This window comes from Ursidibacter sp. B-7004-1 (assembly GCF_053654055.1).
On sequence record NZ_JBSIUP010000034.1, the window covers coordinates 1 to 19,133 of the forward strand.

Below are 19,133 nucleotides of genomic sequence, written 5' to 3' on the forward strand. Positions count from 1 at the left end.
TTATTCGATACCCCGACACAGATGTGCCATTTTCATCTCGTTGCAATGGTGATGAGAAAGCTCAGAAAAAAGCATAAATCAGTGGCAGGAAAAGCACTCAAAATACTTGTTAAAACCCTCAAAGAAAGCACAAAAAAATAAATTTTATCGCCATTTACACCTATGGTATTTAACTCACCAAGACTATTTAAATGAACGGTCAGATAAATGCAATGAGAAAGGTTATTTTCCTTATAAGCATAAAGGATTAAGAAGTGCTTTATCTAGCCTGAAATATTATGAAAAATATTTATTTACCTTCGAAAAGTACCCTGAGTTAAATATAGAAAAAACGACAAATAGGTTAGAAGGATTATTCAGTGAACTAAAACGAAAATTAAATAATCACAACGGATTAAGCAAAGATCGTAAGATTATGTTTATAAAGGATTTTTTAAATAAAAAGAGTTGCTAACAACATAAGAAAAATATTATTAGCAACCACTTTGTCCACTTGAACGTGTAATGGGTAAATCAGCAACCATTTTGTCCATTACACCGAAAATAGGAGTATTAGTAATAACGCCCGACAAATCGGGCGTTATTCATAGGTGAACACTAAATCAAATTAGAAAGTGTAATTAACACCAACACGGTATTCACGTCCTCGACCTGGAAATGCACCGCGTTGAGAATGAGCTTTATACAGCTTATTCGCGACGTTATCAATTGCAAAGTTTACATTCATACTGTCGTTGTTGAATGGTTTCCAGTTAAGTGTGATATCGGTTACGTTATAACCGTCTTTACCAGTAGTACCACCAGTTTGTAATGTACCGCCAGTAATGAAGTAGTTATCAGCTGCTTTGACTTTTTCGACAATACGGTGATGTACGCCCACTTCCACATTTGGTTGTGCAAAACGGTAGCTTAAAGAGGCCGTCCAAGTACGACCAATAGCTGATGCGTACTCTGGATTGTTGCTTAACAAGGCTTTTTCTACAGTACGTGCTGGTTGAGTAGGGGTTGCAGGTGTCGTATCCCATCTAGTTTGAGAATAGAAACGGGGTTTACTATGTGCAACACCAATACGAGCAGTAAATCCGTTATTATGGTAGCCAGCATTTAACTCATAGCCACGATTTTTGATTTTACCTGCATTTACAATCGCTTGTGCAGCATTACCATGGTTATCACGACCATTCGTTGAACCTAAAGCATCTTTGATATCTTGCCAGAAGTAGCTACCATCAAAGCTGAATGTGCCATCATTATAGTTGAAACCAACTTCGGTATTGCGTGCCTGCTCTGCTTTAGTGTTATCACCAATTGTGACTACACCACGATTACCATGAGACATAATCGCATCGTGCATACGTGGGCTACGAGTTGCGTAGTTATGGCTTGCACTGAGGCTTAAAAATTGAATTGGTTCATAAATAATGCCCGCACTCGGGTTAAATGCACCGTCACTACGTTTTTTACCGTCCATTGCTTTAAAGTTGAAGTGGTCATAACGGACACCTGCCGTGAAAGTGATTTTCTCAAATGGTGCTGTTACAGCTTCTACATATAAACCAGTATCTTTCTTTTCCTGATTAACTAAATTATTACGGAATTTAGCGTGTGGTTTAACTTCTTGATGACGATAATTCACACCATATTTTAATAACACTTTGTCGTGAACAGCTGAATCAAAGTTAATATTACCACCCGTTGTTACTACTCTATTTTTGGTTGCACCTGGGTTTCTGTTTCCACCTGCATAGCCATTACCTTTATCACTCTCAGACCAGCGACTATGAACCAACTGATATACGTTAGCTGTTACTTCTTGAGCAAAGCCTAAGTTTTTACCCGTCCATTCTAAATTAGTGTTGGTTACTTGCATCTTACGATCTGCTGGAGCTTGACGATCAAGTGTTAATCGGCTACCAACTGTACCATTCGGTGCTGCATCAAATTCTTCACGAACTAAACGTTCACCTTCGTGCTGTTCATTCATATGGCTTAACACAAAGCGGTGATCACCAACGGTAGCACCTAATTTAGCTAAATAGCTCACTTTATCTAGACCGCTAAATGGAACACGTTTGCTATTAAAATGACTTAAATAACCTTTACCACCTTCGTAGTTACTCTCTTTAACAAGATTGCCTGACACTAAAACATCAAAAATCTCGCCTTTGCCGAATAGTGTTGCATTAAAGTTATGTGCGTGGTTAGTGCTGTATCCTGCACCTAATTTAGCACCGACATTTTTGTCGCTATTTTTTAATAAATCTAACGCATCTAAGGTTTTAGCAACAACAGCACCATTCGTTTGACCAATACCAGCTGAAGCACTACCAGCCCCTTTTTGTACAGAAACAATTTTCACTAATGCAGGATCTAACATATGACGACCTTGGTGATAGTGAATTTGGCTATCGGAATAAGCATTATCTACTTTAACATCAATAGAATTTTGCCCCATACCACGAATATACAAGTATTGCGAAGTACCGTTACCACCACCAATCGCGATCGCAGGCTCATTTCTGAGTAGTCCACGTAAATCAGTTTGAACGCTTTCATCTTTTTTCTGCGTAGTTACTACGTTGGTTTGTACTTTCAAACCTTGATTATCAGTAACATTGATAGTATCAAGGGCTGCAATATCTTTATTTTCTGCGAAAGCAGAACCTACAGATAATGCACTTAACACCACTGCAGATACGGGGAGTAATTTGAATTTTTTCATATGTTTTCCTTAAGGTAATGACTTTTACATCTTGCTTATTATTGAAAACAATTCTCAATAATAAAACTTTGCGGATTTTTTCATACCTAAAACGAATTGTCAATTATTCTACTTTGAGTATTTACTTGTAAAATCTTACCGCTTATCATCACTCCAATTTGATTTACATCAACCAATAAGCGAGTTATTAGGCAACAGCTAAATAATTTTTGTAGAATATCATCGCTTTGATAATTAATTCACAAGCAAAAATAAACTATTTTTTATTCGGAGAGCAACATATGAGCTTATTTCAACAAACAAATCCAGCACGTCGCCGTTATGGTTTAGCGGTGTTCATTGGTATTATCGCAGGGATTATTTCTGCATTTGTAAAATGGGGAGCTGAGCACCCATTTCCACCACGTAGCCCGTTAGATCTTTTTACTGCAGCTTGTCAAGATCCATCACAAGCTCTTGAGGTCTGCTCTCGTGCATTCCTAAATCCACCGCACGTTTTCTTACGTGATTATATTGGTATTGATCCAACTGAAGCAGCATTTATGTTTGCCGATCACGCATTTAACTGGATTGGTGTAACCCATATGATTTTCTCGCTAGTTTTTGCTATCGGTTACTGTGTTGTAGCGGAAATTTTCCCTAAAATTAAATTCTGGCAAGGTATTGGAGCGGGTATTATTGCGAATATCTGTGTTCACTATATTACTTTCCCTGCACTAGGTTTAACACCACCTGTTGCAGAATGGCCACTTTATGAACATATTTCTGAATTAGTTGGTCATATTTTCTGGTTCTGGACGATTGAGGTTATCCGTCGTGATTTACGCAATCGTATTACGAAACAACCTGATCCTGAAGTGCCTTTAGATCAACCATTCCGTTAATCACTCCATTTATAAAAACAAACCGTAATATTCAATATTACGGTCAGACCGCTGACAAACCTCTAGACATCTCTCTGGAGGTTTGATCTAATAGGCATACCCAAAAAAGGAAATGCCTATGCTTAAAAATACTACTTCTCCTCAATATGAACTCGAGATGATAAGCCTTGAACAACTCGTTCCCCAAGACCACCTTGTTCGCAAGGTCGCCAAAGCCATTGATTTTGAGTTTATCCGTGATGAAGTCGCCCATCTTTATTGTCAAGATAATGGTCGTCCTGCCGTTGACCCCGTTCGTTTATTTAAGATTATGCTGTTGGGCTATCTTTTCGGCATTAAAAGCGAACGCCAATTGGTGAAAGAGATTGAAGTCAATGTGGCTTACCGTTGGTTTTTGGGAATGAACCTGACGGAAAAAGTCATTGATGCCAGCACGTTAAGCCAAAATCGTATTCGTCGTTTTAATGGCACGGATGTGTTTGAGCGTATTTTTACTTGTATCGTGTGGCAAGCGATGGAAAAAGGCTTGGTCGGCGGTAAGTATCTTTTTACCGACAGCACCCATTTAAAAGCCAGTGCCAACAAGAACAAAAAGCATAATGAGAAGTGTGAAGTGCGTGTGAGTCAATACATTGATATGCTCAACCAAGATGTGGCAAAAGTGCGGGAAGAAAAAGGAAAAAAGCCGTTAAAGGCGAGTGAGAAAATGGCAGAAGTCAAAGATACTAAGGTCAGCAATACCGACCCTGAAAGTGGTTATATGCACCGAGATAACAAACCGAAAGGGTTCTTCTATCTTGACCACCGCACAGTCGATGGTAAGTGCGGGATTATTTTAGATACCTTTGCCACGGCAGGGAATGTCAATGACAGCCAACCTTATATCGTTCGCCTAGATGCCACCACAGAACGCTTCCGATTCAAACCTAAAGCCGTCGGGCTTGATGCGGGCTATTTTACTGCCCCAGTCGCCGAAAGCCTTGCCCGCCGAGAGATTATTGGTGTGTTTGGTTATCGCCGTCCGACCAAAGGGAAAAACAGTCTGAGAAAGCGAGATTTTAAATACGATGCGAACAAGGACTGTTACACCTGCCCGATGGGACAACCACTCATTTACAGTACCACCACAAGAGAAGGCTATCATACCTATAAATCCAACCCTGCTTATTGTCGGACTTGCCCCCTTCGTACACAGTGTACCCAAAATCAAAAAGCCGAAAGGTTGATTACCCGACACATCTATCAAGCCGCAATGGACAACGCCAATGCAGTTAGGCTATCGGAGCAAGGGAAGAAACTCTACAAACGCCGAGCTGAAACCGTAGAGCGTAGCTTTGCGGATGCGAAACAGCATCACGGACACCGCTATGCTCGTTACAGAGGGTTGTCGAAAGTGCAAATGCAATGTTTCCTAGCGGCAATGGCACAAAATATCAAGAAGATAGCCCTTGTGGTATGGGCTTTTTTGTACTGTTTATGGCAAAGATTTTATACGTATGAGGTGATAGTAAAAAAATCAGCCAAACTTACCGCTTGAGTGGCTATCTGAAGTGAAGTGCAAAAGAAAGAGATAAAACGGCAAAAAATAAACCCACCTTTGACAGAATGTCTGTAAAGGTGGGTTTGTCAGCGGTCTGACCGTAATATTCAATATTACGGTTTTTTATTTCTTATAGTTATAAAAAATACCATATTAAACTTTCATTTTTTATAGCAACCGCACAAAATTCTCTTTCATTACTTTTAATTTAATTACGATATGATATGAATTGGTCTTACGTTTTTGATGCTATTCCACGTTTTGCTGATGCCGCATTTATCACTTTACAGCTCTCGTTTTGGGGAATTTTATTATCCTTGCTCCTTGGTATTGTCGTAGCAGTTATAACCGCCTATCAAATTAAACCATTTTACCTTATTGCTCGTAGTTATATTGAGCTATCTCGTAATACTCCATTACTGATCCAGCTATTCTTTCTTTACTACGGCTTACCTAAAATTGGTATTCATTGGGATGGCTTTACCTGTGGCATTATCGCTTTAACTTTTTTAGGCGGAAGCTATATGGCTGAAGCATTACGAGCAGGTTTATTAGCCATTCCAAAAGGGCAAATAGAAGCAGCAAAATCTATAGGACTCAGTCGCTACCAAATTTTTGGTTATGTTATTTTTCCACAGGCTTGGGCAGTAGCAATTCCTGCATTAGGTGCAAATATTCTCTTTTTAATCAAAGAATCATCGGTAATTAGTGCAGTGGCGGTAGCAGAGCTAATGTTTGTTACCAAAGATATTATTGGAATGGATTATAAAACAAATGAGGCATTATTCCTCTTATTTATCAGCTACTTAGTTATTTTATTACCGATTTCACTATTAGCACGTTATGCAGAAAATCGAGTACGGAGAGCAAAATATGGGATTTGATTGGTTATTTGAAGGCGAAAATGCTCGTCGATTGGCACAAGGGCTATGGATAACAGCTCAAATATCTTTTATTTCTGTTGCTATTTCACTCATACTAGGTACTGTTTTTGGTTTATTGATGCGGATAAAAAATACAGCTCTACAGCTCTTTTGCCGTATTTATCTTGAAACGATTCGGATAGTGCCTATTCTCGTTTGGTTATTTATGCTCTACTTTGGGCTTTCTATTTGGTTCAATATTCACATTAGTGGTTTTTGGGTCTGTGTTTGGGTATTTGTGCTATGGGGAACCGCAGAAATGGGAGATCTTGTTCGTGGAGCATTAACTTCCATTGAAAAGCATCAAATAGAGTCAGCCAAATCCTTAGGGCTAACGCCACTACAAATATTTTGGTATATAGAATTACCACAAGGGACTAAACGTGTTTTACCTGGTGTAATCAATCTATTTACCCGAATGATAAAAACCAGCTCACTTGCTGCTTTAATCGGTGTAATTGAAGTCGTGAAAATCGGACAGCAAATTATTGAAAACGCCTTATTAACTAACCCAAGTGCTTCTTTCTTTGTTTATGGGCTAATTTTTATTCTATACTTTTTAATCTGCTATCCTCTCTCGCTTTTCGCTTCTCGTTTAGAAAAACGTTGGCAAGCTGATTTTTAAACAGTTTTTTTCTATGGTGGGATAAAACCCACCTATTTTATAACCATATATTATAAAAAATAGCTCCTTAATCTTTGATTTTGTCATTAATTTTTGAAAAATAGCATCATTGTTTTACTGAGATGTTTCCCTATGCCATTACTTTCAATCCAAAATTTACGCAAAACCTACGGTGATACTGTAGCAATACCCGATCTCAACTTATCTCTTCACAAAGGCGAAGTAGTGGTGATCTTAGGGCCTTCTGGTTGCGGAAAAAGTACGCTACTTCGCTGTATCAATGGACTGGAAGAAAAACAAGGCGGTACCATCACAATTAAAAATGTAGGTGAACTAGGTAAAGAGATTAAATGGGAACAAGCGAGACAAAAAGTCGGAATGGTATTTCAGAGCTACGAACTTTTTGCACATTTGAACGTTATTGAGAATATTCTACTCGGGCCAGTGAAAGCACAAAAACGGAATCGTGCTGAAGCGGAAAAACAAGCGGAAACATTATTGGCTCGAGTTGGGTTACTTGATCGTAAAACGGCTTTTCCACGAGAACTTTCAGGCGGACAAAAACAACGTATTGCGATTGTACGCACACTTTGTATGAACCCTGATGTGATCCTATTGGATGAAATTACGGCAGCACTTGATCCTGAAATGGTTAGAGAAGTATTAGATGTAGTACTGGAACTTGCTAACGAAGGTATGTCAATGCTTATCGTAACTCACGAGATGAGCTTTGCAGAAAAAGTTGCAGATCGCATTATCTTTATGGATAAAGGGGTTATTATCGAAGAAAGTGAACCGCACCAATTTTTTCATCAACCACAAACGGAAAGAGCAAAACAGTTTCTACGAGGAATGGATTACTAACAAACACCCAAGCGGTGAGTTTTTGTAAAAAATTTGCAAAATCAGACCGCTTATAGATAAAAATAACCTTTAAGGAGTTTAATATGACATTTAGCACAACATTAAAAACATTATTAACAACAGCTGTTGCAGCCTTTGCATTGACCGCTTGTGATAACGCAAGCACTAGCTCAAATGCCCCTGCCAAAGATAGCGTTGCTCAAATTAAAGAAAAAGGCGTAATTCGTATCGGTGTATTTGGTGATAAACCGCCATTTGGTTACGTTGATGCTAATGGTAAAAATCAGGGCTTTGATATTGAAATCGCTAAAGAAATTGCGAATGATTTATTAGGTAGTCCAGATAAGGTGGAATTTGTTTTAACTGAAGCAGCAAACCGTGTGGAGTATTTAAAATCGAATAAAGTAGATTTAATTTTAGCAAACTTCACCCAAACCCCAGCTCGTGAAGAAGTCGTTGATTTTGCCTCACCTTATATGGTGGTTGCACTTGGCGTAGCTTCACCAAAAGATGCACCAATCACCGATATTGCTCAATTAAAAGGGAAAACCTTATTGGTAAATAAAGGAACAACTGCAGATACTTATTTCACAAAAAATCACCCTGAAATTAACTTACTCAAATTCGATCAAAATACTGAAACCTTTGATGCGTTAAAAGATGGACGTGGTGTAGCTCTTGCACACGATAATGCATTACTCTGGGCTTGGGCAAAAGAAAATCCGAATTTTGACGTTGCGATCGGTAGCTTAGGTCCACAAGAAAACATCGCTCCAGCCGTACAAAAAGGTGATAAAGCATTATTAGACTTTATCAATAAAGAGATTGCAGAGTTAAAAGCAAACGGTAAAATCAAAGCTGCATACCAAAAAGCCTTAGTGCCAGTATATGGTGAACGTGAAGATCTGTTAGCTAAGTAATAATTTCTTGGCTATCCCCCTAATAACCGCTTGTGTTAATCATTTATTTGACTAATCAAGCGGTTATTTCTTACTCAAAAACCAAAGAGCATATAGGTATAATGGACAAAATAGTTGCTAAAAATTACGTTAAATCCTTTTGTTATACGGTATTTCATTAATAATTCAGGCGGGTTCTGTCCACCTGAAATTTCCCACTATAATAGTCAATTAACATCAACACCGATAACATATTCAATACAATCAATCTTAGACTGATAAGTTTTAGGTGTAATGGACAAGTTGGTTCTGCACTCTCTCCCACAAATAGGAGAGAGTATTTTTTAATTTTTTGAAAGTACTACATAATACTGTTTTGATACTAATTAACTATACAGTTATTTTGCTAATAAGTACGCTCGTAATTTTGCAAAATCATTTTCCATTACATCAGATAATAACGGTAGTTTGTTGTGTTTATCCAAAGCTTCAGGTAATGGTAATTCGATATCTAAAATACGCTCAACACTTTCTTTAAATTTCGCTGGGTGAGCGGTACATAGGAAAATCCCAGTTTCGCCTTCTTGAAGTTGGTCTTTTAATACTTGGTAAGCAATCGCTCCGTGTGGCTCACATAAATAGCCTTCGTCATTTTGAGCTTTGAGTGCTTGTTCTGTTTCTGCGTCATTTAAAGTGTCAGAACCTAAATCAGTTAAATTCCAACCATTTCGTTTAAATAATTCTTCCACTCGTGGCCAGTTGTTAGGGCGACTAACGTCCATTGCATTAGAGAGTGTTGCAACGGTTGCATTTGGCTCCCACTGACCTGTGCGTAAATAGCGTGGTACGGTGTCATTAGCATTAGTTGAAGCAATAAAACGTTTAATTGGTAAACCTAATGTTTTGGCAATTAAGCCTGCGGTTAAGTTACCGAAGTTACCGCTTGGTACAGAAACCACTACATTTTCACGTTTTTCTTTCGGCAGTTGTGCAACCGCTTCAAAATAGTAGCAAACTTGTGCTAATAAACGGCTGATATTGATCGAGTTCGCAGAGTTTAAGCCGATAGCTTGACGAAGTTCTTCATCATCAAAGGCTTGTTTTACAAGGGCTTGACACGCATCAAAGTCAGATTCAATCGCTACTGTGCGAATGTTGCCACCAAGGGTGCAGAATAATTTTTCTTGAAGCGGGCTGATTTTGCCTTTTGGATACAAAATCACAACATTAATGTTTTCTAATCCATAAAATGCGTGAGCAACAGCTGCCCCAGTATCTCCAGATGTTGCGGTAAGAATGGTAATTTTGCCATCTCCACGCACTGCTGCGAGTGCCTGAGCCATAAAACGTCCACCAAAATCTTTAAATGCTAAAGTTGGGCCGTGAAACAATTCTAATGCATAAATAGCATCATTCACTTTTGCCAACGGTGCAGGAAAGGTAAAGGCATTTTTTACCATTGCATTTAACGTTTCTGTTGGAATTTCTTCACCAATCAATGCAGCAAGAATTTTCTGGCTACGCTCTACCAAAGGTAATGCTAGTAATTCATCAATATTGGTTAATGTTGGAATAATTTCAGGAAAAAATAACCCCTGATCTTTACCTAAACCTTGGCGAACTGCCTGTGCAAAATTAACTTGTTCTTCTGGATGTTTGATGTTGTATAGGTTCATTTGTTGCCCTTTTACTGTATAAAAAATTAAAAATAAGACATCTTCTGATTTTAGCGGTTATCCTTAATTAGTCAATCTAAACTGTTTTAGCAAGAGGCGAATAATATGTTACCCCTTCTCCACAAACTCTTCTAACTGTGGCAATAGTTGTATGATTAAACGTAGTTGTTGTAGTAAAACAAGGCTTTTCTCATCAATTTCTGTTTGGTATTGCTGTTCAAACTGCTGCAATTGTTGCTCGCTCTCATTGATTGGTGATGGGTTAAAATTACCTGATGCGATCTGTTGTAATAGTTGTGAAACTTGTTTGGCTTGTTTGAAGAATATCGCTGAAAATTCAAAATGATGATTTAATTCGTAACTAGCAATACGATGTGCACCTAATGCTGAAATATAGCTCATTAAGGTATAGCTTAACCCAAGCAGTGTTGGTGCAAACTCGGTTGTTTGGCGATATTTTTTGGGCTCGCTGAGCATATTAGAAACTGTAACACTTAGGGTGGCAAGTGCATTTTGTGCCGAACGTCTTGCAATACGGTAGGTAAATTGATCGCGATAACCAAACTGTAATTGAGCAATAATATGCAACAGGTAGTTGGCACTTTCTTTGAGAGAGTTTTTTAAACTTTGTTGTAAGTTTAGGAATTTCCAATCTGGCCATAAATAAGACACAGCTAGCCAAGCAATGCCTGCACCTATTAAGGTGTCCATAATTCTTGGCAGCATTGCAATATCAGCTCCAAAACCCACTACATCAAAGCTGATTAATACTTGAATTGTAATAAAGAAGGTCGAAAAACTGTAATTATTCGTCCTAAATAGGAAGAATAAGCTACTAGATGCCACAATTAAGCCGAGCTGTGCTTCTAATGTTGGGGAGAGATAGTTAAAAGATAATCCTACCACAACCCCTAAAATAGTACCGATAACTCGTTGGATTAAACGTGTTTTAGTCGCAGAATAGTTAGGTTGGCAGACTAAAATGGCGGTCAGTAAAATCCAATAACCTTGCTCAACCTTAAAGCATTCCACTATTAAGCTACATACAAAGACAACAATAGATAAACGTACTGCGTGGCGGAAAAGTGGAGAGCCAAAATGACATTGAGAACGAATAGCAGGGATCATATCTCGAATATTCGAGACATTTTCTGCGATCAAGCGGGCAGATTTTGCTGTTTTTTTACCAATTTCTTGATTGGAATGGTTATCTGCCAACTGAGCTAATTGCCCTTCAATGTTACGCAGGTTATCCGCAATGGAGTGTAATGGTGAGAAATTCTTAATTCCTTTTTCACGATGAAAAGCGAGAGATTGTGTTAGCCCAAGCAAGACTCGCTCTCCACGATTTGAGTGTTGATAATGTTCATTATGGCGTAAAGCGGTAGCGATTTGCTGACAAGCAATTGCTTGTAATTCTAGTAAACGCTGAAAACGGAAAATTAAGTCAGTATTTTGTAACTCATTAAACAGAGCCACATATTGAGAATGGCTTGAACTGGCTCGTTCCCAAATCTCTTGCCCTGTAAAATAGTAGCGTAACATTTTTTGGGTGCGTAAATGGCGATGTTGCATTCGTAGCCGATAAAACAGGGAAACCCTTGCTTTATCAAATGCACTCATCACTGCAATGTTCGCTTTAGCGAGAGCGAGTTGTTTGGCGGGTAAATTTTCCGTATCATCAGGATCGAAAAAGTCCGCCTTAATCTGCAAGTAATGGCTAAGAGCATCAAAGTATTGAGCTATATTTTCTTGCATTGTACGGTTAGGAAAGCAGAGATAGACCAACACTGCCACTAACCCATAAATGAGCGTTCCAAATAAAATCAATAACGTGTTGCTATACCAAGTGGATTGTGGGGTATAGGTCAGCGTAGTGTAAACGGCAACTAACAGTGTGCCAAATGCAATGGTGCTATAACGCTGACCGATTGCCCCGAGCATAATCACAATAAAGGTAATGATTGTAATCAGGGGAATAAACAGCCAGCCATAACTTAACGCTAATTGTGAACTGAGCGAAGAAATCGCAAAAGCGATCAACGTAAAAAATAGATTTTTGAGCCGCCCTGTTAAGCGGTTGTCTAAATCAGAAAGTCCAGCAGCAATAATCCCAAGCACTAACGCCATCGTATGCTCAGAAATATTCAACTGCCAGATTGTTAATGCAGCCAAATTTGTGGCAAAGAAGATCGGTAGTGTCCCAATAATATTGGTATTTAACCAATTAAAGGAGAGTGTTTTAAGAAATTTGGGATGCATTATTTGCCACAATCTCTAAAATTTCAGCAAAGTCATTACATACATAGTCAGGGTTAGAGTCGCCAATCGGAATGTTGTAATTATAGCCGTAAGTTAAGCCAACACTTTGGCAACCTGCATTTTGAGCGGCTAGAATGTCATTTTTAGAATCACCGACAAATAATAATTCCTGTGGATATAACCCAAATTTTCCACAAAGGTAATACAGTGGTGCTGGGTGGGGTTTAATTTCAGGTAAAGATTGCCCACCTAATGCTTCACTGAATAGATGGTCTATTTCAAAGGCTTTTAATACAGGCTGAACGTGTTTAGTGGGTTTGTTGGTAACCACTGCTAGGATATATCCTTGTGCTTTTAGGGCTTCTAAGGTTGTTTTTACATTTGGATATAATTTGCTGATATTACAAATATTTTCACCATAAAAATGCCCAAAACGACGTTTAATCTGTTTTAATTCTTCTTCGGAAAACTCGTTAGCTCGTCCTGTCCATTCTAATCCTTTGGTAAATAGCACATCAGCACCATTGCCAATCCACGTTAGTACTAATTCTTCAGGTGCTTGCGGTAAGCCAACTTCTGCAAAAGCCGAGTTAAGTGAGAGTGCAAGATCTGGCAAGCTATTCACGAGCGTGCCATCTAAATCAAAGCCAATAAGTTTGAATTTTTTAGTCATTTTAGCTCCTTATAAGCGGTAAGATTTTGCAATTATTTTGCTTTTTTATAAGCTACTAACATAATAATAATGCCCCCGATCACCATTGGTAATGAAAGCAGTTGCCCACGAGTAATCATATCTGTTGTAGTATTAACGCTATAGTCGATTTCTCGCACATATTCAACAATAAAGCGGAAAATACCGTAGCCGACTAAGAATAATCCAGCCACAGAACCTGTTGGGCGTGGTTTACGGATAAAGAGATTGAGCAACACAAATAAAGCTAACCCTTCTAATAAGGCTTGATAGATTTGTGATGGGTGACGTGGTAGAGCATCAACGTGTGGGAAGATCATTGCCCAAGGTACATCTGTGGCTCGCCCCCATAGTTCGCCATTGATAAAGTTACCGATACGCCCCATTCCTAAGCCAAATGGAATAAGTGGTGCAACAAAATCAGCTGTTTGCCAAAAGCTGTGTTGTTGGCGGCGAGATGTCCAAATCATTGCGATGATGACCCCAATTAAGCCTCCGTGGAAAGACATTCCGCCTTCCCAAATACGGAAAAGATAAAGTGGATCGGTTATTAAGCGATCAAAATTATAGAAAAAAACATCGCCAATTCTTCCACCTAATACCACCCCGAAGAAACCATTAAAGAGTAGCTGATCGACTTGTTCAGGTGTCCAAATACCATTAGAGTTTTTCGCCCGTCTTACACCAAGCCAATAAGCAAAGCCAAAACCTAATAGGTACATAATGCCGTACCAATGCACTGAAATTGGACCTAATTGTAAAAAAATCGGATCGATATTGGGGAAGACAAAAAATGACTGGTTCATATAGCCTCAAATTATTTAAAAAACATATTGATTGCAATGCAGACGAGTAGTACCGCAAAAGCCTTTTTCAATGTCGGCACTGGTAGAACATTCGCAGCATTTGCACCTAGTTTGGAGGTAAAAAATGATGTTAATGTAATACCGCAGAGTGCGGGCAAGTAAATGTAGCCGAGAGAATATTCGGGTAAATTGGGTAAATTCCAACCGCTCGTCATAAAACTGATTGTGGCGGCGAAACCAAGCAATGCTCCACAGAAAGATGACGTACCAATCGCTCGTTTCATTTCTAAGCCTCGTCCATTGAGATAAGGCACAATAAAAGCTCCCCCTGCAATGCCTGCCATACTTGAAACAGCGCCAATTAGTGAACCCGCAATTAAGGTAGAACTTGGTGTGATGGGTTTTGCTACGCTATCTTTTTTCTTGAGTGAAAAAAGCATCTTTAACGCAAGGAAAATAACAATCACTGCAAATAGTTTTGACATTATCGCTTTAGGAATATCTGCCACAACAAACCCTGCAAGAAAGACGGAAATCATCAATGCGGGAATAAAGTATTTGCTGATTTGCCAATCTACATTGCCCAATTTATGATGACGATGTGCGGCAGAAAATGCAGTAACGATAATCGTGGAAAATGATGTTCCAAGTGCCATTGACATAATATATTCATTGGGAACATCAATAAGGGAGAACAGATATACTAAGGCAGGCACAATAATTAACCCACCACCAATACCAAATAACCCTGCAAGGAAACCAACAACGGCTCCTAATACTAGACAACTTAAAAAGATCTCAGTCACGTTTTTTCCCTCTATTATTGTTAGCTCGATAAGGCTTACGATATTCTCGCCGTTCACGAGGCTCTTTTTTATCAGATTGAGATGATTTTCCTTTCTCACTTTCGTTTATTAAGATTTGTGCAAATTCTTTCATTACTTTGCGATAGACATCTCGCTTAAATGAAACAACTTGACGTACAGGATACCAAAAGCTCACCCAACGCCAGCCATCAAATTCTGGGGTTTTAGATGTCTTTAGATTGATTAAACTTTCATCGGAAACTAACTGTAACAAAAACCAACGTTGTTTTTGTCCAATACAGACGGGCTGTGCATTTTCCATTCGCACTAACCGTTTCGGAAGTTTGTATTTTAGCCAATATTTTGATGCCCAGAGTACTCGTACATCTTTTTTAGATAAACCGACTTCTTCATAGAGCTCACGGTACATTGCTGTTTCAATGTTTTCACCCTCGTTAATTCCCCCTTGTGGAAATTGCCAAGAATTTTGACCAAACCGTTTCGCCCAAAGAACTTGTCCTTGTTTATTGCAGATCACGATACCAACATTTGGGCGGTAACCATCAAAATCGATCAATTTAGACCGCCTTCTTTATAAAAAGTGTTAGATAGGTGAATTGTTTCACAATTCAGCCTTTTGAACAACCAAAAGCGAAAATAAGCGGTCAGTTATCTATAATATTTTACGAATTGTGTATAACTCTGTGGATAAGTTGAAAATTTGTTGATAACTTTTTGGGTAAAACAAGGGAATAATGAGTTCTTGCCCAAGATAGAGTGAACTAATTGGGAGCTTTATCTAAAAAATATCTGTGTTTATGAACATTATTTTGTGGAATTAGACATCATTATGGGTATAAATATCAACTTATCCGTAAGATTGAACAAGACTATTCACATAGGGATCGAATTATCCCCACGATCTGTGGATAGAATTGTGATAGATCTGAAAAAAGATCGTGTGTAACTTAAAATAAGATCTTTCTATTGTTATTTTACTCAAATAAAACAACAAGTTAGGCTGAGTGTGGAAAAGAGAAAAAGACAAGGTTGTTTTTTAGACAGAAGATAAAAATGGGCAGAATACCCATTTTTATCTGAAGATTATTGAGCTAATTTTTGGCGGACAATTTCGAATAAACATACACCTGTGGCAACTGAAACATTTAATGATGATACAGAACCAGCCATAGGAATACTGACAAGCTGATCACAATGTTCACGCGTTAAACGACGCATTCCATCGCCTTCAGCCCCCATTACGAGTGCAATTGCTCCTGTCATTTTTACTTGATATAGGCTTTCTGTTGCTTCACCTGCAGTACCGATGATCCAGACATTTTTTTCTTGCAACTCACGCATTGTACGGGCAAGGTTAGTAACTCGTACTAATGGAATGACTTCAGCTGCTCCGCAAGCTACTTTACGAGCAGTAGAAGTGAGCTGAGCAGATTTATCTTTTGGAACAATCACAGCATCAACTCCAGCGGCATCTGCGGTGCGTAAACAAGCTCCTAAATTATGTGGATCAGTAATGCCGTCTAAGATCAACAATAATGGGTTAGTTTTGTTTGCCAAGATCTGATCAAGATCTTGTTCATTAAGTTCTTTTGCAGGTTTTACTTTTGCAATGATCCCTTGATGTACTTCGCCTTGAGCTTTATTATCTAGGCTTTGGCGATTGAGTTGTTGGATTGCAATCCCTAAGCGTTGTAGTTCATTTAATAGTGGATTTAAACGTTTATCTTCACGCCCTTTTAGCACATAGACTTCAATTAAACGCTCTGGGGCGTTATCTAAAAAGGCTTTAACGGCGTGAATACCGTAAATTTGTTCGCTCATAGTAGTATTTTCTTAATTAGATTTTGATTATTTGTTATTAGGCTACAAAATCTCTCCTAATCCCTTTGCTAAAGAGAGGAACTAAATCGAAGAAAATTATTTAGCCATTCGGCGAATTTCTATCGTGTTAGAGCCTTGATATTCAAATTTCCGATGAATAAGCCCCCCTCTTTAGCAAAGAGGGGCTAGGGGAGATTTGATGAGATTCACGAAGAAAGTCGTTTTAATGCTCTCTTGTTTTGAAGAATGTTACATCAGGGTAACGCTCTTGAGCTAAGTTGAGATTAACCATTGTTGGAGCAATATAAGTTAAATTATCGCCACCGTCTAAGGCTAAATTCTGCTCATTTTTGCGTTTAAATTCTTCAAATTTTTTTGCATCTGTACATTCAACCCAACGAGCTGTTGCCACATTTACGGTTTCATAAATCGCTTCTACGTTGTATTCCGTTTTTAAGCGAGAAACGACAACATCAAACTGTAAGACCCCAACCGCACCAACAATCAAATCATTATTCATTAGTGGGCGGAATACTTGCACTGCCCCTTCTTCTGAAAGCTGAACTAATCCTTTGAGTAGCTGTTTCTGTTTAAGTGGGTCACGCAAACGAATTCGGCGGAATAATTCAGGGGCAAAGTTTGGAATACCTGTAAATTTGAGATTTTCGCCTTGTGTGAAGGTATCTCCAATTTGGATCGTACCGTGATTATGTAAGCCGATAATATCGCCTGCATAGGCTTCTTCTGCGTGAGAACGGTCGCCAGCCATAAAGGTTAAAGCATCAGAAATAACGACATCTTTCCCTATACGAACGTGTTTTAACTTCATTCCTTTCTCATATTTCCCCGATACCACACGCAAGAATGCAACTCGGTCTCGGTGTTTCGGGTCCATATTGGCTTGGATTTTAAATACAAAACCACTAAATTTCTCTTCGCTTGCTTCAACAGTACGCTCATCAGATTGGCGGGGCTGTGGTGCTGGTGCCCATTCGGTTAAACCATCTAAGAAGTGATCAACACCAAAGTTCCCTAATGCTGTACCAAAGAATACAGGGGTTAATTCACCATTTAAGAAGGCTTCTAGCTCAAATTCGTGGCTTGCACCTTGAACAAGTTCTAATTCATCACGCAACTGCTCGGCTAAATCGTTCCCTACGGCAGTGTCTAATTCAGGGTTATCTAATCCTTTGATGATACGCACATCTTGGATTGTATGTCCTTGCCCTGTTTGGTAGAGGTAGGTTTCATCTTTAGCGATATGGTAAACACCTTTAAATAGTTTTCCACAACCGATAGGCCAAGTAATAGGAGCACAGTTGATTTTTAATACGCTTTCGACTTCATCAAGCAATTCCATCGGATCACGAATATCACGGTCAAGTTTATTCATAAAGGTCAGAATTGGCGTATCACGCAGACGGGTAACTTCCATCAATTTGATGGTGCGTTCTTCAACCCCTTTTGCTGAATCAATAACCATTAAACAACTATCAACGGCGGTTAATGTACGATAGGTATCTTCCGAGAAGTCTTCGTGTCCTGGGGTATCCAGTAAATTTACTAGACAATCATTATAAGGAAATTGCATTACTGAGGTGGTGATTGAAATACCACGTTGTTTTTCCATTTCCATCCAGTCGGATTTTGCGTGCTGAGCTGAGCCTTTTCCTTTGACTGAACCTGCTTTTTGAATGGCGTTACCGTAAAGTAATACCTTTTCGGTGATTGTTGTTTTACCTGCATCGGGGTGAGAAATAATCGCAAAAGTTCTGCGTTTATTTACTTCTTGTGGATAATCATTTAATGACATTCGTTATACTCTAATTCGTTTTAAAATGGCGACTATTGTCGCCTATCTCACCTTTCATCACAACTCTTTAGATCATTTTATACTAAAATTTGCAAAAAATTGGCTGAAACTGACCGCTTGTCAATTTAATTTGTAACTAAGATAATAGTTAAGCGGTCAGATTCTTAGTTTTTTTACCATATATTCATATTAGGAGAACAATATGCGTTGGTTTATTCACGCTTTTAAAAATATTTTTAACTACAACGGACGTGCAAGACGTGCGGAATATGGTTGGTTTATGTTAATGAACTTTCTCGTACAGCTTGCGGCATTATTGGCTGTTTGGGTAATTGCAGCAGGGCTATCCTTAAACACCACAGATATTAGTCTAGGCTTAGGTGCAATAGGCATCATTTATTATGCTGTATCCTTTATCTACGGTATTCTCACCTTTTTTGTGAGTCTAAGCTTAACCGCTCGCCGTTTACACGATTTGGGTAGATCGGGTTGGTGGCAATTAGTCATCTATCTATTACCTTTACTTTTACTCGCTACCACATTTGTCTTCCTACCGATTTTAGAAGAAGGTACTCCTTCTGCTCCAATCACAGCAATTAACATAATGACTTTAGCCACTGTGTTAATTTATATCATCTTTTTCTTAGTGCTATTTTTTAAAGATGGTCAAAAACAAGCAAATAAATATGGTGAAAGCCCGAAATATCCAAATCAAGTAGAACAGAATAGCAACGAGAGAATTGAACCGAACGTATAAGCGGTAAGATTTTTGATGTTTTT

At 38.7% G+C, this 19,133-nt stretch carries 16 protein-coding genes; 7 read left to right on the forward strand and 9 right to left on the reverse strand.

The genetic code is table 11. The features are described from left to right. Positions 1-607: 607 nt before the first annotated feature. The gene (locus tag ACWIW0_RS10010; RefSeq protein ID WP_454453193.1) at positions 608-2,722 is read right to left on the reverse strand and encodes a TonB-dependent receptor domain-containing protein; all 2,115 of its coding nucleotides are present in this window, start codon (positions 2,720-2,722) and stop codon (positions 608-610) included. Between the two features lie 281 nt (positions 2,723-3,003). Between ACWIW0_RS10010 and ACWIW0_RS10015 the strand changes: the two genes are divergently transcribed. From ACWIW0_RS10015 to ACWIW0_RS10040, 6 genes are all read left to right on the forward strand, one after another. Next, on the forward strand, positions 3,004-3,606 hold the full coding sequence (locus tag ACWIW0_RS10015; RefSeq protein ID WP_454446794.1) for a YagU family protein: 603 nt from the start codon (positions 3,004-3,006) through the stop codon (positions 3,604-3,606). 118 nt (positions 3,607-3,724) lie between these two features. Then, complete coding sequence (locus ACWIW0_RS10020) at positions 3,725-5,143, forward strand: IS1182 family transposase (RefSeq protein WP_454453194.1); 1,419 nt, start codon at positions 3,725-3,727, stop codon at positions 5,141-5,143. Positions 5,144-5,370: 227 nt separating this feature from the next. Beyond that, entirely contained in the window at positions 5,371-6,030 is a 660-nt protein-coding gene (locus ACWIW0_RS10025) for an amino acid ABC transporter permease (protein ID WP_454453195.1), read from the forward strand. Then, entirely contained in the window at positions 6,020-6,694 is a 675-nt protein-coding gene (locus tag ACWIW0_RS10030) for an amino acid ABC transporter permease (protein WP_454453203.1), read from the forward strand. Before ACWIW0_RS10025 ends, ACWIW0_RS10030 begins: the two co-directional genes overlap by 11 nt. Positions 6,695-6,826: 132 nt before the next feature. Further along, positions 6,827-7,558: an amino acid ABC transporter ATP-binding protein gene (locus ACWIW0_RS10035; protein ID WP_454453204.1), complete on the forward strand. Its 732-nt coding sequence runs from the start codon at positions 6,827-6,829 to the stop codon at positions 7,556-7,558. 83 nt (positions 7,559-7,641) lie between these two features. Then, positions 7,642-8,478 (forward strand): cysteine ABC transporter substrate-binding protein, encoded by an 837-nt coding sequence (locus ACWIW0_RS10040; RefSeq protein ID WP_454453196.1) that lies wholly within the window; start codon positions 7,642-7,644, stop codon positions 8,476-8,478. 377 nt (positions 8,479-8,855) lie between these two features. Here the strand turns inward: ACWIW0_RS10040 and thrC are convergent, their stop codons facing one another. The 8 genes from thrC to prfC all read right to left on the reverse strand — a co-directional run bounded on the left by thrC (position 8,856) and on the right by prfC (position 18,353). After that, complete coding sequence (thrC, locus tag ACWIW0_RS10045; RefSeq protein WP_454453197.1) at positions 8,856-10,133, reverse strand: threonine synthase; 1,278 nt, start codon at positions 10,131-10,133, stop codon at positions 8,856-8,858. Positions 10,134-10,241: 108 nt separating this feature from the next. Then, positions 10,242-12,395, reverse strand: a complete 2,154-nt coding sequence (gene yccS / locus ACWIW0_RS10050; RefSeq protein ID WP_454453198.1) for a YccS family putative transporter — start codon at positions 12,393-12,395, stop codon at positions 10,242-10,244. Beyond that, positions 12,376-13,068 (reverse strand): phosphoglycolate phosphatase, encoded by a 693-nt coding sequence (locus tag ACWIW0_RS10055; protein ID WP_454453199.1) that lies wholly within the window; start codon positions 13,066-13,068, stop codon positions 12,376-12,378. Before ACWIW0_RS10055 ends, yccS begins: the two co-directional genes overlap by 20 nt. A 32-nt stretch (positions 13,069-13,100) precedes the next feature. Then, the gene (gene lgt, locus ACWIW0_RS10060) at positions 13,101-13,892 is read right to left on the reverse strand and encodes a prolipoprotein diacylglyceryl transferase (protein WP_454446207.1); all 792 of its coding nucleotides are present in this window, start codon (positions 13,890-13,892) and stop codon (positions 13,101-13,103) included. Positions 13,893-13,903: 11 nt separating this feature from the next. Continuing rightward, positions 13,904-14,698 (reverse strand): sulfite exporter TauE/SafE family protein, encoded by a 795-nt coding sequence (locus ACWIW0_RS10065; RefSeq protein ID WP_454446206.1) that lies wholly within the window; start codon positions 14,696-14,698, stop codon positions 13,904-13,906. After that, positions 14,691-15,275, reverse strand: coding sequence for an RNA pyrophosphohydrolase (gene rppH, locus ACWIW0_RS10070; protein ID WP_454453200.1), 585 nt, complete (start codon positions 15,273-15,275; stop codon positions 14,691-14,693). The genes ACWIW0_RS10065 and rppH overlap by 8 nt, the downstream gene beginning before the upstream one ends. A 527-nt stretch (positions 15,276-15,802) precedes the next feature. Further along, positions 15,803-16,540 carry a 23S rRNA (guanosine(2251)-2'-O)-methyltransferase RlmB gene (gene rlmB / locus ACWIW0_RS10075; protein ID WP_454446204.1) on the reverse strand — a complete coding sequence of 246 codons (738 nt, stop codon included), beginning with the start codon at positions 16,538-16,540 and terminating at the stop codon, positions 15,803-15,805. 223 nt (positions 16,541-16,763) lie between these two features. Continuing rightward, entirely contained in the window at positions 16,764-18,353 is a 1,590-nt protein-coding gene (prfC, locus tag ACWIW0_RS10080; protein ID WP_454453201.1) for a peptide chain release factor 3, read from the reverse strand. A gap of 202 nt (positions 18,354-18,555) precedes the next feature. On the opposite strand from prfC, the gene ACWIW0_RS10085 reads away from it, so the two are divergent. After that, positions 18,556-19,110, forward strand: a complete 555-nt coding sequence (locus tag ACWIW0_RS10085) for a DUF805 domain-containing protein (protein ID WP_454453202.1) — start codon at positions 18,556-18,558, stop codon at positions 19,108-19,110. The last annotated feature ends 23 nt before the right edge of the window (positions 19,111-19,133 follow it).

What these genes read in the sequence shown, in the direction of transcription:
- ACWIW0_RS10025 (WP_454453195.1), top strand. Translation starts at nt 5,371, where the DNA reads ATGAATTGGTCTTACGTTTTTGATGCTATTCCACGTTTTGCTGATGCC.
- ACWIW0_RS10030 (WP_454453203.1), top strand. Translation starts at nt 6,020, where the DNA reads ATGGGATTTGATTGGTTATTTGAAGGCGAAAATGCTCGTCGATTGGCA.
- rlmB (WP_454446204.1), bottom strand. Translation starts at nt 16,540, where the DNA reads ATGAGCGAACAAATTTACGGTATTCACGCCGTTAAAGCCTTTTTAGAT.
- ACWIW0_RS10010 (WP_454453193.1), bottom strand. Translation starts at nt 2,722, where the DNA reads ATGAAAAAATTCAAATTACTCCCCGTATCTGCAGTGGTGTTAAGTGCA.
- yccS (WP_454453198.1), bottom strand. Translation starts at nt 12,395, where the DNA reads ATGCATCCCAAATTTCTTAAAACACTCTCCTTTAATTGGTTAAATACC.
- ACWIW0_RS10085 (WP_454453202.1), top strand. Translation starts at nt 18,556, where the DNA reads ATGCGTTGGTTTATTCACGCTTTTAAAAATATTTTTAACTACAACGGA.
- thrC (WP_454453197.1), bottom strand. Translation starts at nt 10,133, where the DNA reads ATGAACCTATACAACATCAAACATCCAGAAGAACAAGTTAATTTTGCA.
- ACWIW0_RS10035 (WP_454453204.1), top strand. Translation starts at nt 6,827, where the DNA reads ATGCCATTACTTTCAATCCAAAATTTACGCAAAACCTACGGTGATACT.
- prfC (WP_454453201.1), bottom strand. Translation starts at nt 18,353, where the DNA reads ATGTCATTAAATGATTATCCACAAGAAGTAAATAAACGCAGAACTTTT.
- ACWIW0_RS10040 (WP_454453196.1), top strand. Translation starts at nt 7,642, where the DNA reads ATGACATTTAGCACAACATTAAAAACATTATTAACAACAGCTGTTGCA.
- ACWIW0_RS10015 (WP_454446794.1), top strand. Translation starts at nt 3,004, where the DNA reads ATGAGCTTATTTCAACAAACAAATCCAGCACGTCGCCGTTATGGTTTA.
- lgt (WP_454446207.1), bottom strand. Translation starts at nt 13,892, where the DNA reads ATGAACCAGTCATTTTTTGTCTTCCCCAATATCGATCCGATTTTTTTA.
- ACWIW0_RS10020 (WP_454453194.1), top strand. Translation starts at nt 3,725, where the DNA reads ATGCTTAAAAATACTACTTCTCCTCAATATGAACTCGAGATGATAAGC.
- ACWIW0_RS10055 (WP_454453199.1), bottom strand. Translation starts at nt 13,068, where the DNA reads ATGACTAAAAAATTCAAACTTATTGGCTTTGATTTAGATGGCACGCTC.